At 69.2% G+C, this 13,782-nt stretch carries 15 protein-coding genes and 1 pseudogene; 10 read left to right on the top strand and 6 right to left on the bottom strand.

Translation table 11 applies throughout. The annotated features are described in order from the left end of the window. Positions 1-260, bottom strand: a pseudogene (locus AC1D1W_RS16920) (hypothetical protein); the annotation flags it as partial. 158 nt (positions 261-418) lie between these two features. Here AC1D1W_RS16920 and AC1D1W_RS16915 point away from each other — a divergent pair. The 4 genes from AC1D1W_RS16915 (at position 419) to AC1D1W_RS16900 (ending at position 5,869) form a co-directional block, all read left to right on the top strand. Then, entirely contained in the window at positions 419-925 is a 507-nt protein-coding gene (locus AC1D1W_RS16915; RefSeq protein WP_476944294.1) for a sigma-70 family RNA polymerase sigma factor, read from the top strand. Beyond that, complete coding sequence (locus AC1D1W_RS16910; protein ID WP_476944293.1) at positions 922-1,638, top strand: anti-sigma factor family protein; 717 nt, start codon at positions 922-924, stop codon at positions 1,636-1,638. Before AC1D1W_RS16915 ends, AC1D1W_RS16910 begins: the two co-directional genes overlap by 4 nt. Positions 1,639-1,763: 125 nt before the next feature. Next, complete coding sequence (gene hrpB, locus AC1D1W_RS16905; protein ID WP_476944292.1) at positions 1,764-4,457, top strand: ATP-dependent helicase HrpB; 2,694 nt, start codon at positions 1,764-1,766, stop codon at positions 4,455-4,457. 188 nt (positions 4,458-4,645) lie between these two features. After that, complete coding sequence (locus AC1D1W_RS16900) at positions 4,646-5,869, top strand: macrolide family glycosyltransferase (RefSeq protein ID WP_459384854.1); 1,224 nt, start codon at positions 4,646-4,648, stop codon at positions 5,867-5,869. Between the two features lie 23 nt (positions 5,870-5,892). On the opposite strand, the gene AC1D1W_RS16895 is transcribed toward AC1D1W_RS16900, so the two are convergent. Further along, positions 5,893-6,582, bottom strand: a complete 690-nt coding sequence (locus tag AC1D1W_RS16895; protein WP_476944291.1) for an alpha/beta hydrolase family protein — start codon at positions 6,580-6,582, stop codon at positions 5,893-5,895. Positions 6,583-6,651: 69 nt separating this feature from the next. Between AC1D1W_RS16895 and ligD the strand changes: the two genes are divergently transcribed. Both ligD and AC1D1W_RS16885 read left to right on the top strand, forming a co-directional pair. Further along, entirely contained in the window at positions 6,652-7,677 is a 1,026-nt protein-coding gene (ligD, locus tag AC1D1W_RS16890; RefSeq protein ID WP_476944290.1) for a non-homologous end-joining DNA ligase, read from the top strand. Between the two features lie 67 nt (positions 7,678-7,744). Next, positions 7,745-7,882 carry a hypothetical protein gene (locus tag AC1D1W_RS16885; protein WP_243177802.1) on the top strand — a complete coding sequence of 46 codons (138 nt, stop codon included), beginning with the start codon at positions 7,745-7,747 and terminating at the stop codon, positions 7,880-7,882. Here AC1D1W_RS16885 and AC1D1W_RS16880 read toward each other — a convergent pair. Together AC1D1W_RS16880 and AC1D1W_RS16875 are read right to left on the bottom strand one after the other, a co-directional pair. Next, a complete protein-coding gene (locus AC1D1W_RS16880) occupies positions 7,872-8,138 on the bottom strand; it encodes a hypothetical protein (RefSeq protein WP_156945128.1) in 267 nt (88 codons plus the stop codon). The genes AC1D1W_RS16885 and AC1D1W_RS16880 overlap by 11 nt on opposite strands. Positions 8,139-8,348: 210 nt before the next feature. After that, entirely contained in the window at positions 8,349-8,696 is a 348-nt protein-coding gene (locus AC1D1W_RS16875) for a hypothetical protein (protein ID WP_043436051.1), read from the bottom strand. A gap of 213 nt (positions 8,697-8,909) precedes the next feature. On the opposite strand from AC1D1W_RS16875, the gene AC1D1W_RS16870 reads away from it, so the two are divergent. From AC1D1W_RS16870 to AC1D1W_RS16860, 3 genes are all read left to right on the top strand, one after another. Next, on the top strand, positions 8,910-10,193 hold the full coding sequence (locus AC1D1W_RS16870) for a class I SAM-dependent methyltransferase (RefSeq protein WP_476944289.1): 1,284 nt from the start codon (positions 8,910-8,912) through the stop codon (positions 10,191-10,193). Between the two features lie 70 nt (positions 10,194-10,263). Beyond that, positions 10,264-11,292, top strand: coding sequence for a pirin family protein (locus AC1D1W_RS16865; RefSeq protein ID WP_476944288.1), 1,029 nt, complete (start codon positions 10,264-10,266; stop codon positions 11,290-11,292). A gap of 97 nt (positions 11,293-11,389) precedes the next feature. Beyond that, entirely contained in the window at positions 11,390-11,737 is a 348-nt protein-coding gene (locus tag AC1D1W_RS16860) for a GNAT family N-acetyltransferase (RefSeq protein ID WP_476944287.1), read from the top strand. Positions 11,738-11,765: 28 nt separating this feature from the next. Here AC1D1W_RS16860 and AC1D1W_RS16855 read toward each other — a convergent pair whose 3' ends face one another. After that, positions 11,766-12,344 carry a TMEM175 family protein gene (locus AC1D1W_RS16855; RefSeq protein WP_476944286.1) on the bottom strand — a complete coding sequence of 193 codons (579 nt, stop codon included), beginning with the start codon at positions 12,342-12,344 and terminating at the stop codon, positions 11,766-11,768. An 81-nt stretch (positions 12,345-12,425) separates the two neighbouring features. Continuing rightward, positions 12,426-12,755: a carboxymuconolactone decarboxylase family protein gene (locus tag AC1D1W_RS16850; protein WP_028276785.1), complete on the bottom strand. Its 330-nt coding sequence runs from the start codon at positions 12,753-12,755 to the stop codon at positions 12,426-12,428. 324 nt (positions 12,756-13,079) lie between these two features. Between AC1D1W_RS16850 and AC1D1W_RS16845 the strand changes: the two genes are divergently transcribed. Next, the coding region (locus AC1D1W_RS16845; protein ID WP_476944285.1) for a DUF2252 family protein at positions 13,080-13,782 on the top strand (703 nt) is incomplete at its 3' end.

Genomic DNA, 13,782 nt, shown 5'->3' with positions numbered 1-13,782 from the left:
ATGTACCGTGGCGGGGCCGGCGCAACGGGCGGGGCAACATACCGTGGCGGCGCCGGCGCAACGGGCGCGGCAACGGTCGACGGCGGAGCCGCGTTGCTGGCGGGGTCCTTGGGCGACGGTGAGGGGTTCCCCGTCGCAGGAACTGACGGGACTGTGTAGGGGGCCGGTGCCGGCGTCGCTGTGTGCCCGCCGAAGCAGGCCCCCAGCAGCAGGATGGCGCCCAACGCCGCGGCGGCAGTCGCCGGGCGAAGAATCCTCATTGTGCTCTCCTTAGGGATGGCCGGCCAGGGGCGGCCGGACCTGTCCCTACAACGGTTCCGGCAGCCTGCAGGTTCAACACGGACTGCGGCCATTGACCGCGCCGGGCGCAAGTGAACTGTTTGCCGCCCGGCGTCGTCCTACCTCCAAGGAGGCGGAAATGTCCGATCAGGAGGCCGAGTTACTGCGATCGCTGCAGGAGGCTTACGGCCCGGCGCTATGGCGGTTCGTCATGGGAATGACGCGTGACAGCGCCCTGGCGGACGACGTCGTGCAGGAGACGCTGATCCGCGCGTGGAAACACCCGGCGATTCTGCAGCGCCCGGCGCCGGCGGTGCGGGCCTGGCTTTACACGGTCGCCCGCAATCTCGTCATCGATGACCGGCGCAGCGCCCGCCGCCGGCACGAAACGGCAACCGACCAGCTGCCAGAGATTCCGGAGGCGGACCGGGTCGACAGGATCCTGGACGGGTGGCTTGTCTCGGATGCGCTCGCCGGGCTGTCCGCCGAGCACCGGGCCGTCGTCATTCATTCGTACTATTTGCGGGAGACGACCGCCGAGATCGCGCAAAATCTTCAACTGGCCGAGGGAACAGTGAAGTCGCGCCTGCACTACGCGCTGAGGGCGATGAGGCTGGCCCTTCAGGAGGGAGGCGTGACGCCATGAACCGGAACGGAACCGATGAGTACCGGCGCTGGGATGCCGCGTACGTGCTGGGATCCCTCGTCTCGTCTGAGCGGCACGAGTTCGAGGAGCACCTGTCCGGCTGCGCTGGCTGCAGGGCCGCCGTCGCCGAACTTGCCGGACTGCCGTCGCTGCTGGCAGCACTCTCACCCGAGGAAGCCCAGTCCCTCGGGCGGACTGACGGCGAACGGCGGACACCGACGTTGCAGCCCGGACTGGCGCGCAAGGTCCAGCGCGGCCGCCGGCGCACCCGCCTGGCTGTCGCCGGGATCATGCTGGGCGCCGCTGCCGCCGCGGGCGCGGTTTACGTTGAGGTCACGGCCTCCCCGCCCCCGGCTGCCCAGATCCAGGCCGCATCCGCGACGGCCCTGAACTTCACCCCGGTCGCCGACAGTGCCATGGTGGCCACCGGATCCCTGACCACGCAGCCGTGGGGAACGCAGATCGACTGGCAGTGCACGTACACGCCGTCCCCGGCCGACTATGCTCTGCCGGGCGGTCTCCGCGCGCCGGAGGAGTACGGATTGGTGGTTCTCGACTCCCGCGGCGCCACGACCCAGGTGGCCACCTGGACAGCAACGCCGGGGACAGTGGCGACACCGACGGCCACCACAGTTGTCCCGAGAGCCGATATCCGCAGCATTGAAATCCGTGCCGTCGCGAGCGGCAAGACGCTCCTGGCCGCGCACCCGTAGCGCCGGCACACCCGCGTGCACGAACGGGGCCGCACCCGTGCCCGCGCCGGCAGGGCGCCGGCGGGTGGATCAGCGGCGCGGCACCGGATGGATGGCCAGGACTCCATTGCAGGGACAATGGAGGCGTGACTTCCGCGAACACACCCCTGGACCCAGCCTGCGCGAAGGGGCTCTTCGACCTCGACGCCATCGGGGCTGGCCTGGCTTTTGCGGAATCGCTGGGAGCCCTCGCCGCGGCATTGCACGCCGGTGGTGCGGGGGCGTCCGCGGTGGTGCACGCGCCTCCCGGCACAGGCAAAACGACGCTGGTGCCGCCGCTGCTCGCCAACATCGCCGCCGGCGGGAGGGGCCGGCGCCCGCGGATCGTGGTCACCCAGCCGCGCCGCGTCGCTGCCCGTGCGGCCGCCCGGCGCCTGGCCGCCCTGGACGGCACCCGGCTCGGCGACCGCGTGGGCTACACGGTCCGCGGGGAACGCCAGACCGGACCCGGTACTGTGATCGAGTTCGTTACCCCCGGCATACTGCTGCGCCGTCTCCTCGCGGACCCGGGGCTCGAGGGCACGGACGCCGTGATCCTCGATGAGGTCCACGAACGCGGGCTGGAGACCGACCTCCTCGTTGGCATGCTCGCCGAAGTCCGCCAGTTGCGCGGCGACCTCGCCCTCGTCGCCATGTCGGCCACCCTCGATGCCCCCCGCTTCGCCGCCTTGATCGGAGACACGCTGATCGGTGAGGCGGCGGACGGAAACGACGACGGCGGCGGCCCGGCACCGGTCATTGACTGTCCGTCCGTGCTCTTTTCGCTGGACGTGGAATGGGCCCCCGCGTCGGCGCCGCGGCTGGATGAGCGGGGCGTGGCCCGGGCCTTCCTGGACCATGTGGCCGACACGGCAGCGGCCGGGCATGCGGCCGCGCTGGCTGGCGGACGGGACGTGGACGCCCTGGTGTTCGTTCCCGGCGCGTGGGAGGTTTCCTACGTGGCGGCGCGGCTCCGTGGCCGGAGCCGCGTCGAGGTTCTGGAACTCCACGGCCAGGCCCCGGCGGCGGAGCAGGACCGCGCCGTCTCCGGGCGTGAGCCCGGCGGGGCTGCCCGAATCATCGTTTCCACCGCACTCGCCGAGTCCTCCCTCACTGTTCCGGGCGTCCGGCTGGTCATCGATTCCGGGCTGTCCCGCGAGCCGCGGCGCGACGCCGGCCGCGGAATGTCCGGCCTCGTGACGGTGTCCTGCTCCCGGGCGTCCGCGGACCAGCGTGCCGGCCGTGCCGCACGCCAGGGCCCGGGCACGGTGATCCGCTGCTATGACCAGAGGGTCTTTGGTGCCGCGCCGGCGCACCCGACGCCGGAGATCGCGGCAGCTGACCTGACCGGCGCCGCCCTGGTCCTGGCCTGCTGGGGAGCCCCCGGCGGCCGGGGACTTGCGCTGCCGGACACGCCGCCCCGGGCCGCGATGGACGAGGCCGTCGAAGTGCTGCGGGAACTCGGCGCCGTCACCGCGGACGGTCACGCAACCGAGGTGGGCAAGACCCTGTCCCGGGTCCCGACTGACCCCCGCCTTGCCCGCGCCCTGCTGGACGGCGCCGCGACGGTGGGCTACCGCACGGCGGCCGAGGCCGTCGCCCTGGTGTCGGGGGACCAGCGCGCACCGGGCGCAGACCTCACCAGACTGCTTGCCGCGCTGCGGACGGGCCGCGATCCCGGATCCCGGCGCTGGTCGGAGGACGTCCGGCGGATGGAGTCAATCGCCCGGCAGGAATCCACCGGTGGCGGGCACCAGAAGCCATCCCGCGCCGCGCCGGTTGCGTCTGCTGGGGCCGTTGGTGCCGCGGAGGCCGTCGGGTTTGTCGTCGCCCTGGCCTTTCCGGACCGGGTGGCGCGCCGCGTTCCGGGCCAGGGGCCGGCACAATACCTGCTGACCTCCGGAACCCGGGCCGGGTTGCCGGCCGGCAGCGCCCTGTCCGGGCACGAATGGCTGGGAGTGGCCGAAGTGTCCCGCGCACAAGGGCGCGATGCCGCGGGGACCGGTGCCGTCATCCGCTCTGCGGCGCCGCTGACGGCGGACACCGCAGAGGCCGCCGCCGGCAACCTCCTGAGCGACACGCTGCAGGCGCGGTTTAGCCAGGGCCGGGTCTCGGCCCGGCGGGAGCGCCGCCTGGGCGCGATCGTGCTCTCGTCCACCCCGGTACGGCCTCCTGCGCAGGAGGGCCGCGCAGCTGTGGCCCGCGCACTGGCCAGCGAGGGGCTGGCCACCATCGGATGGTCGAACGCGGTGGACGCCTTGCGTCGCCGTCTTGCCCTGCTGCACCGGGAGCTGGGCGGGGCATGGCCCGACGTTTCCGAGCCCGCGTTGCTGGCCCGGCTTCAGGACTGGCTGGCCCCGGAGCTCGCGGCGTTGGCCGGCGGGGCATCGACGGGCGGGATCGACCTCGCCGGCCCGCTGGGCCGGCTGCTGCCGTGGCCCGAGGCGGCCCGGCTGGGCGAACTGGCACCCGAGTCGCTGGCGGTCCCCAGCGGATCCCGGATCCGGATCGACTACCCGGACGCGGCAGACGCCACCGGCCGGCCCGTAGTGGCCGTCAAGCTGCAGGAGTGCTTTGGCTGGGCGGAGACGCCGCGGCTGGCCGACGGGCGCGTGCCGGTGCTGTTCCACCTGCTCTCGCCGGCCCGCCGGCCCCTGGCCGTGACGGACGATCTCGCGTCCTTCTGGTCCGGGCCCTACGCCCAGGTCCGGGCCGAAATGCGCGGCCGCTATCCGCGGCATCCGTGGCCTGAAGACCCGTGGACCGCGCCCGCGACGGCCCGGACCAAGCCGCGGAACTAACGCCTGACCAGCTGCCCGGCGCTGCCAACTGACCACTCGCCCCGCGCGGTCAACAGGGGCATGATGAAGGAGCACGACGCCGGCGGGCCTCCGGACCCACGGGACGACGGGCAAACAGGCCGGTCAACCGGGCCGGTCAAACCTGCCCGTCAAATAAAAAATCAGCCACGCGATGAAGAGTGATGGCCATGCACCTTGCGTTCGTCTCCATTCCCGCCTACGGACACGTCAACCCGACCCTGCCGCTGGTGGCGGAGCTCGTGGCCCGGGGGCACAGGGTCACATACTTCACGTCCGCCGACTTTGAACCGCTGATCCGCAAGGCCGGCGCGGACTTTCACGCGTCCGGCGGGAACTGGATGGCATCGATGCCCGCCCTCGGGCCCGGGCAGAGGGCGCAGGCGCACCTCATGCTGCCGATCATGCACCGCGTCTTCGAGGACCTCAGAACCAGCTTTCCGGCGCTGGTCGATCAACTCCGCCAGGACCCGCCGGACGCCATCTGCTTTGACGCGATGACGCTCAGCGGCAGCATGGCGGCGGAAAAGATCGGCGCCCCGGCCATTGCCCTCATGCCCACCTATGCCACCAACGAGCACTTCTCGCTGAGATCGCTGATGCCTGCCCCGCCACCGGACGGCGCCGATGAGATGGCCAAGGTTGCCCTGGCCATGGGCCGATTGCTGGCGGAATTCGCGGCCGGGCAGGGCGTGCGGACACCGCGGATGTTCGATGGTCCGCCTGCGCCGTTCAACATCGTGTTCCTACCCCGCGAATTCCAGCCCATGGGGGCGACCTTCGATGACCGGTTCCGGTTTGTGGGTCCCAGCGTCGGCGGCCGGGACACCGACGGCGAATGGGAGCGTGAGGGAACGGGACCGCTGTTGTTCATCTCGCTGGGCACCACCCCGCTGAACCGCCGGCCGGACTTCTTCCGGATGTGCCTTGACGCCTTCGGCGGAAGCGAGTGGGACGTCGCGATGGCCGTCGGGGACCAGACCAGCATGGCCGATCTCGGAACGATTGCGCCGAACATCCGGGTCCGGCCGGTCTTCCCGCAGTTGCAGGTACTGCGCCGGACCGCCGTCTTCATCACCCACGCGGGCATGAATTCGACCATGGAAGCGCTGTATTACGCCGTCCCAATGGTGGCCGTGCCCCAGCAGCCGGAACAGGCGGCCACCGCCCGCCGGCTGGAAGAACTGGGTCTTGGCCTGCGCCTTGCGCCGGAGGACGTCGGGTCCGAAGCGCTCCGGGCCGCGGTCACCGCGGTCCATACGGACGCGCAGGTCCGGCGCAACCTGGCCGCGATGCGCGATGTTGTCCGCAGCGCGGGAGGGGCCGTGGCCGCCGCCGACGCCATCGAGGCGCGCGTGCAGCACGGGGCGGGCCGGTTCGGCGACGTCGGTTAGGCCGGGCCGTGACGCCAGACCGGTCAGGGGAGCGCGGCCGCCGGATTATCGCCGTGTGTCTTCAGGAATTCGGCGACCGTCGCCGCCAGTGACGCCCCCGCCTCGTCGGCACTGCGCTTCGCGCCGGCAACGGCAAAGGAGTGGTCCCCGCCCTCGCGCCACTCCACGGTCGCGGACGGCCCGATTTTGGTCGCCACGGCCTCCAGCAGTTCCGGGATGGCGAACGTGTCCCGCGTGCCCTGCAGGAAGAGCATCGGCAGCGTCAGCCCATAGAGGTGCTCGTCGCGGAGCTTTTCCGGTTTCCCCGGCGGGTGCAGCGGGTAGCCCAGATAGACCAGCCCGGCAGCCGGCATGCCTTCCGCCACGGCCATTGAGGCCATGCGCCCGCCGAACGATTTCCCGGCGGCCCACAACGGCCGGCCCGCGGAACGGGATGCGGCGGCGGCCATGGCCGCCCGCCAGGTGGCGATGGCAGCCGGCGGCCGGTCCGGGAATTTTCGTCCTGCCTCGCGGTAGGGGAAGTTGAAGCGCAGGGTGGCGACGCCGAGTTCGTTCAGGGCGCGGGTGAAGCCCACAAGGAAGGGATGGTCCATTCCCGCCCCGGCGCCGTGGGCAACAACCAGGGTTGCGAAGGAGTCCTCGGGGCCGGCAAAGACGCCCGACACTGCGGCGTCGCCGACGTCAAGGGTGATCGGGAGCTCGGGCGTTGTCATGTGTCCATCATGCCCGGTGGAGGATGTTCCGCTCTTCAACTGTCCCCGCCGCCGGGGTAGGTTGTCCCCATGGCCAAGGAAGAAGTCCATCTCACCGTCAGCGGTCCGCACGGCGACCGGGAGTTGCGGGTGTCGAGCCCGGCGAGGGTCGTCTGGCCCGGCCTGGGACTGACCAAGCTGGACCTGGCCCGGTACATGGTGGCCGTCGGGGATGCCTTCCTGGCGGCGAACGGGGACCGGCCGGTGACCCTCCAGCGGTTCAAGGACACGGTGGACGGCGAGCAGTTCTTCTCCAAGAACCCGCCCAAGGGTGCGCCGGATTTCATCCGTTCGGTCGACGTCGTCTATCCCAGCGGACGCTCGCATCCCCAGCTTGTCATTGACGAAATCGCCGCCGCGGTGTGGGCGGTGCAGATGAATACGGTGGTCTTCCACCCCTGGCCCTCCCGGGCCGGAAATCCGGACAATCCGGACGAGTTGCGGATCGACCTCGACCCGCAGCCGGGTACCGGGTTCGCCGAGGCCGTTCCGGTCGCGATGGAGCTACGCCGCTTACTCGCGGAGGCCGGGCTGGATGCGTTCATCAAGACCTCAGGAAACCGGGGGCTCCATGTCTTTGCACCGATCGAGCCGACCCGGGAGTTCCTGGATGTGAGGCATGCAGTCATCGCGGCGGCGCGCGAACTCGAGCGGCGCCTGCCCGACCAGGTAACCACCGCCTGGTGGAAGGAAGAACGCGGCGCCCGCATCTTCGCCGACTTCAACCAGGCGAACCGTGACCGTACGATAGCGGGGGCCTACAGCCCGCGTGCACTCGCCACTGCCACCGTGTCGTGCCCCATCCGCTGGGAGGAGCTCGAGTCCGCCGATCCGACGGCCTTCACGATCGTCACCGTGCCGGAACGGCTCAAAGCCACCGGCGATCCGTGGGAGGGCATGCATTCGGGCGGCGCAGGCACCGTCGATCTCCTCCTCGAATGGTGGGACAGGGATATCGAGGCCGGGCTGGGGGAGATGCCGTTCCCGCCGGACTTCCCGAAGATGCCGGGGGAACCGCCGCGGGTGCAGCCGAGCCGGGCGCGCAACAGCGGCTGAGGCTGCCCGCGCGGACAGGCTACAGCCGCCGGCCCATCCGTGGCCGCGCCCGCATCGAATTACCGGCATGAGCAAGTCGGAGAAGAAGAACCTGCGCTATTGCGACTACTACTGCTTCATGTCGCTGAAGGACTTCGCGGCCTGGGTGGACGCCGACGACGACCGGGAACCCGCCATGTCCTACGCCGTGACCCCTACCAGGTGAGTTCCTGGGCCTTTATTTCGTAGTGGCCGTCCCGCTCGGTGAACGTGGCCCGGTACCCGCGTTTGACCCCGTTAACCACCATCTGGCAATCGGTATGCGTGTTGACCTTGATATCCGGGAAGTTCTTGCACTCCACTTCGGAGATCGTGACGCCAGGGTCCGTGGGTTTGGCGCGGGCCTTGATCCGCTCGGCCAGAACCTTGCCGCTGGTCTGCGGATCGAAGACCACCACCGACGGCGGGGCCGTCGCCGTCACCGTGGTTGTGGGGCCCGGTATGGCCGGGGGAGCGCCGCAACCCGTCATCAGGAGCGCCGCGCCCAGGCTTGCTGCACATGCAGTTCTGAATAAGTTCATCGTCGATCAAGTCCGTCCGACGCCCGACCACAGGGTTGCCCGAGACCCAGGCTGCCAGACCCAACGATGCCCGGACGGGCTTGGGGAATCCTTGGCCCTGCGGCCGCGGTGCTAGCGGTGGGAACGGACGGTGCGAAGAATGCCGCGGATCGAAACGCCAACGGCGCACACCAGAGGGGCCAGCGCCACCAGGAGGACGACGGTGTTGGGCCGGAACGTCATGCGGCCAGAGGAGCCCTTGGCGTAGACGCCCAGGGGCAAGACGAAGCCGCCGCCCCCGCCTCCGCTTCCGCCGCTGCCGGGCTGGGCGTCTTCCGGGCTGCTGCCTCCGCCGAACCCGAAGGACACCACCGCTACCGGGACGATCTCTTCTCCTGCGATGTTCACGGCGGGCCCGTAGGCCCGGGACACACCGACATTCTTGAACGTGTCCACGAGGGACGAGAAAGACTCAGACATAGGACACACCATAGGCAACAGCGCCCCCACGCGCCAGAGCCGTTCGCCGCTGATGCTTTGGGAAGGAGTGGTGTGCGGGGAGGAGGGGAGGGGACGGGGAAAGGAATCGGAACCAAAGCTCTGGTTGCCGGGCGTGTCATGCCCTTAGATTTGGAACTGGCGCGGCTCAGCCCGCAGCACCGGAGACGAAGCACTGGAATTGAGGCACTGGACATGACGGCATCCACGAATGCGGCTTCACGGCTGGCCGACGCGCTGGCGATCATCCTTGGCACCGACGGCATCCCCCTGCGGCTGAAAGCCTGGGACGGCTCGGAAGCGGGACCGGAAGACGCTCCAGTCGTCGTTTTCCGGTCCCGGCGGGCACTTCGACGGATGCTGTGGTCCCCAGGGCAGCTTGGACTGAGCCGTGCCTACGTGGCCGGCGATATCGAGGCACCCGGCGACATCTTCGCCGCCTTCGCGGCCATCAGTGCGGCGGGAAAGTTCGCCGAGCCCGGCCCGTTCCGGCCGCCGACACCCGGCGAGGTGTTCGCGCTGGTCAAAACAGCAGTCCGGCTCGGCGCGCTCGGAACGAACCCGGCGCCGCCGCCGGAGGAAGCGCGCGTGAGCAGGCACGGCCGGCGGCATTCCAAGGGGCGCGATGCCGCGGCCATTTCCCACCATTACGACGTCGGGAACGACTTTTACGCCCTCGTCCTGGGCCCTTCCATGGTGTACTCGTGCGCGGTCTGGGAGTCGGAGGAGACCGGGCTTGACGCCGCCCAGAGCGCCAAGCTCGATCTGGTCTGCCGCAAGTTGGGGCTCCGCCCGGGCATGCGGGTGCTGGACGTGGGATGCGGTTGGGGCAGCCTGGCGCTGCATGCCGCGCAACACTATGGGGCCGACGTCGTCGGGGTGACGCTCTCGGTCGAACAGGCGGCCCTGGCCCGCAAGCGGGCGGCGGACGCCGGACTCACGGACCGGGTGGACATCCGGGTGCAGGACTACCGGGACGTGGAGGACGGGCCGTTCGACGCGATCAGCTCCATCGGCATGTCAGAGCATGTGGGGCGCGAGCAGATCCAGCCCTATTCTTCCCACCTGCAGGGCCTGCTCCGGCCGGGAGGACGGCTGCTCAACCACGCGATTTCCTGGAACGCCGGCGCGACCCCGCCGGACCCGGACTCCTTCATTCCCCGCTATGTATTCCCGGACGGCGAGATGCTCAGCCTCTCGGAGATGGTCGCGGCACTCGAATCGGCGGGCCTGGAGATCATCGACGTCGAGGCGTTGCGGCCCCACTATGCCCTGACGCTCAGGGCGTGGGTGCGGAACCTGGAGGAGCACTGGGACGAGGCCGTGCGCTTGGCCGGGCTGGGAAGGGCCCGGGTGTGGCGGCTCTACATGGCCGCGAGCGCACTCGGCTTCGAGGCCGGCATCACGGGCGTGAACCAGATCCTGGTCCAGCGCCCGGGCGGCGCGGAACCCCCATTGCGCCGTTCGGCCTGGATGTGAGGCCCGGTCCTGGAAGGTCAGGCCGTGTGCGAAGGCTGACCCGCGGACCGCGCGAGGCTAGGCTGTCATCATGAGCAATACCGAAGTCGCGCCCCAGGAAATCCTCTGCGAAACGGACGGGACCTTCGCCGGCGTCGAACTCCTGGTTCCGCGGCAGGTCCCGCTGGGCGGCCCGCGCGCGATGGATGTGCGGCGCACCCTTCCGCAGCGCCAGCGCAGCCTCATTGGGGCGTGGTGCTTCCTGGACCACTACGGCCCGGACCAGGTCGGCGATTCTGGCGGCATGAAAGTCCCGCGCCACCCGCACACCGGGCTTCAAACCGTCAGCTGGCTGTTCACAGGCGAGATCGAACACCGGGATTCGGCCGGCTTCCACGCAGCGGTGCGGCCCGGTGAAGTTAACCTCATGACCGCCGGCCGCGGCATCAGCCACTCGGAATTTTCCACCCCGGACACCACCGTCCTGCACGGCGCGCAGCTGTGGGTGGCGCTGCCGGACACGGCACGCCACATGGCCCCCACCTTTGAGCACTACCGTCCGGAGCCGGTCAGCGGAAACGGCTGGACCGTGCGCGTCTTCCTGGGCTCGCTCGCTGGGTCCGTCTCGCCCGTCACAACCCACACGCCCCTGCTCGGTGCTGAGCTCCTGCTCGAAGCGGGGACGGAGCTGACGCTCACAACAAATGCGTCCTTCGAACACGGCCTGCTCGTGGACTCGGGCAACCTTGCCCTGGACGGGCAGCCGGTCCCGAAGGACAACCTCGCGTACCTGCCCGTCGGCCACGGGTCCCTGACCCTGGTCGCGGGCAGCGAGGGAGCCCGCGTTCTCCTGATCGGCGGAGAGCCGCTGGGCGAAAAAATCGTGATGTGGTGGAACTTCGTCGGCCGCAGCCATGAGGAGATCGTCGCGTACAGGACCCAGTGGCAGTCCGAGATCGGCGCGGACGCCGGCACTGGGGACGTCGGCACTGGGGACGCCGGCACTGAGGGCTCCGGCGGCCGAGCATCCGACCTGCGGTTCGGTCCGTTCCCGCCCGGCGGCCCCGCAGCTCTCCCGGCCCCGGCCCTGCCGAATGCCCGCATCCGGCCCCGCGGCTGACCTGTCTATTCCGGCAGGCCCATACTGGCAAGCCCAGCCGTCCCTGCACCCGTAAGCCCGACTGCCGGGCCAATCCGGCCCGCTCAAGGAGACCATATTGACCACGATCACCATCAGTAACAACCCGCAGCGCAGCCGTTTCGAGGTGCTCGACGCCGGCACCGTGATCGGCCAGGCCGCTTACGTGGACGACGTCGGGCCGGGCCAGCGGATTTTCTACCACACGGAGATCAACGAGGAATATGGCGGCCGCGGGCTGGCCGGGGTGCTGGCCGCACAGGCACTCGATGAGACTGTCGCCGCGGGCCTCACGATCGTTCCGGTGTGTCCCTACATCAAGAAGCACCTGGGCAAGCACCCTGGCTACGCGGCCCACGTGGTAAAGCCGGCCCCGGCTCAACTGCGGTTCCTGAGCGCCTCGCTGGCTCAACGCGTCCGGCAGTAGCCGCCCCGGGACAGATGCGCCTCTGGACTCACGTGTGCGCGATGAACCGCTCCACACGCCGGTCCGGGATGAGCCAGATCGCGGCGACCACCGAATAGGCGGCGATCCCCAAGAGCGGGTTCACCAGGCTGAGCCCCATCCCGGCGATGTAGAGCGCGGGCGATCCCTTGCCCTTCCAGTCCTGCCCCATGGCCCGGTCCAGCGCGCCGCCGCGTCCCTGCTGGCGGATCAGGGTTGTTTTCAGGATGTAGTACGCAATGGCGGCGAACAGCAGGTCCAGCCCATAGACGAGGACGGGTACCTCGGCCAGGCCCGTGTCATTTATCCACCGGGTGGTGAAGGGGATGAGGGAGAGCCAGAACAGCAGATGCAGGTTTGCCCAGAGCACCCCACCGTTGATCCGCCCGGCCAGATGCAGCATGTGGTGGTGGTTGTTCCAGTAGATCCCGACATAGATGAAGCTCAGCAGGTAACTGAGCAGGGTTGGAAGCTCGTGAAGCAGGGCCGACCAGGTCGGTTCGGCTGGGACGTGAAGCTCCAGCACCATGATGGTGATGACGATCGCCAGCACCCCGTCGCTGAAGGCCTCCAGCCGGTTCTTGTTCATGGGCCGCCTTTAATCAGGGCATCGTGGCAGATGCAACGAGGAACTGCCGACGCCGTGACGTGCGGTTCGTAGGTAAGGGTACTAGTCCCGGGTCCCTGCTTCGAGTTCTTCCTCCGCCATTTCGAGGGCAAAGCCCAGCGCCTGGACGAGATTGGTGGTCGCCGCCACGATCCGGGGAGTGCCGACGATGGGTGCAACGGCGATCAGGACGCCGCGGACATCCTCCAAGGTGATGCCGACGTCCACGGCGGTACCGGCGTTGAACAGGTAGGAGGCGCCCGGGGCGTCGACCGCCGCGAGCGCCGCAATCCGGGCCAGCATCAGTTCGCGAGGCTCAAGGGTGGAGCGTTCGAGCGAAACGGCGGTGATGTCGGCGAGGACGGCGAGAACAGGTGCTTCTTCTTCGGCCATGGTTATGTCTCCATCTGGTTTCAGTGGTGTGCGCCGAGTGACGCGACGTGAGCGGATCGGCCCGACTCGTCATGAACGTAACCCGCCACGACCAGGGGTGGCATCACCCGAACCGCATGAATCGATTGGTCAGTCGCCCGGCTGCGGAACAGATGGCGTTTTGAGCCTGCGCTGCGGGATCCATCAGCGATGCGTTGACGATGGGCCGGTTCGGGGCCAGAATCGCAGTAGCTTGAGCCGAGACGCATTGGCGCGCTCGGCGGGGACTGACCCAGGCAAGCAGTGCCGGTGGCGGTTCCGGACCTAATAGGGAGGTCGCCGATCATGGCCGAGACCAAAAAAGTCAAGCATCCGAGCGTCGAGGAGCGTGCTGCGAAGGGCAAGGGGCGCCGGGAAAAGACGCCCGTCTCCAGCCACGCAGGCTGGGTCCCCGCGTCCGACCGCCCGGATCCGGTCGCGCTGCTCGAGGAACAGAACCTCACCCGCGAACAGGACCTCGTTCCGGTGAGGCACGGCCGGATGCTGGTCTCACCGTTCACGTTCTACCGGGGCGCCGCCAAGATCATGGCAACCGACCTGAAAGACACTCCCCGGGCCGGCCTGGTGTCCCAACTGTGCGGGGACGCCCATTTATCCAACTTTGGCGTCTTCGCCTCACCAGAGCGAACCCTGTTGTTCGATCTCAACGATTTCGACGAAACTCTGCCCGGCCCATTCGAGTACGACGTCAAACGCATGGCCGCGAGCTTTACCATCGCGGCGCGGAACAACGCGTTCACCAAGGAAGAAACGCGCGACGCGACACTCACCGCCGTTCGGGCTTACCGCGAGGCGATGGCAGAGTTCGCACAGATGGGCACCCTGGACATCTGGTACGCCCGTCTGTCCGAGGAACAGCTGATGGAAACCATTGAGCTGGCCGTGGCAACCCAAAAGGGCAAGGCCCTCAAGAAGGCAGCCCACGGCATGGAAAAGACGGCGAAACAGAACGTCGCCAAGGCCCACACCCGCGACAGCCTGCAGGCAC

The sequence above is a fragment of the Arthrobacter sp. P1_B4 genome, from assembly GCF_056406555.1.
The sequence above is the reverse complement of the archived record's forward strand: the minus strand, read 5'-3'. Positions and strand labels throughout refer to the sequence as shown.

Coding starts and splice junctions, on each gene's coding strand:
- AC1D1W_RS16885 (WP_243177802.1), top strand. CDS start 7,745: ATGAGCAAGTCGGAGAAGAAGAACCTGCGCTATTGCGACTACTACTGC.
- AC1D1W_RS16910 (WP_476944293.1), top strand. CDS start 922: ATGAACCGGAACGGAACCGATGAGTACCGGCGCTGGGATGCCGCGTAC.
- AC1D1W_RS16895 (WP_476944291.1), bottom strand. CDS start 6,582: ATGACAACGCCCGAGCTCCCGATCACCCTTGACGTCGGCGACGCCGCA.
- AC1D1W_RS16900 (WP_459384854.1), top strand. CDS start 4,646: ATGCACCTTGCGTTCGTCTCCATTCCCGCCTACGGACACGTCAACCCG.
- ligD (WP_476944290.1), top strand. CDS start 6,652: ATGGCCAAGGAAGAAGTCCATCTCACCGTCAGCGGTCCGCACGGCGAC.
- AC1D1W_RS16915 (WP_476944294.1), top strand. CDS start 419: ATGTCCGATCAGGAGGCCGAGTTACTGCGATCGCTGCAGGAGGCTTAC.
- AC1D1W_RS16850 (WP_028276785.1), bottom strand. CDS start 12,755: ATGGCCGAAGAAGAAGCACCTGTTCTCGCCGTCCTCGCCGACATCACC.
- AC1D1W_RS16855 (WP_476944286.1), bottom strand. CDS start 12,344: ATGAACAAGAACCGGCTGGAGGCCTTCAGCGACGGGGTGCTGGCGATC.
- AC1D1W_RS16870 (WP_476944289.1), top strand. CDS start 8,910: ATGACGGCATCCACGAATGCGGCTTCACGGCTGGCCGACGCGCTGGCG.
- AC1D1W_RS16865 (WP_476944288.1), top strand. CDS start 10,264: ATGAGCAATACCGAAGTCGCGCCCCAGGAAATCCTCTGCGAAACGGAC.
- AC1D1W_RS16875 (WP_043436051.1), bottom strand. CDS start 8,696: ATGTCTGAGTCTTTCTCGTCCCTCGTGGACACGTTCAAGAATGTCGGT.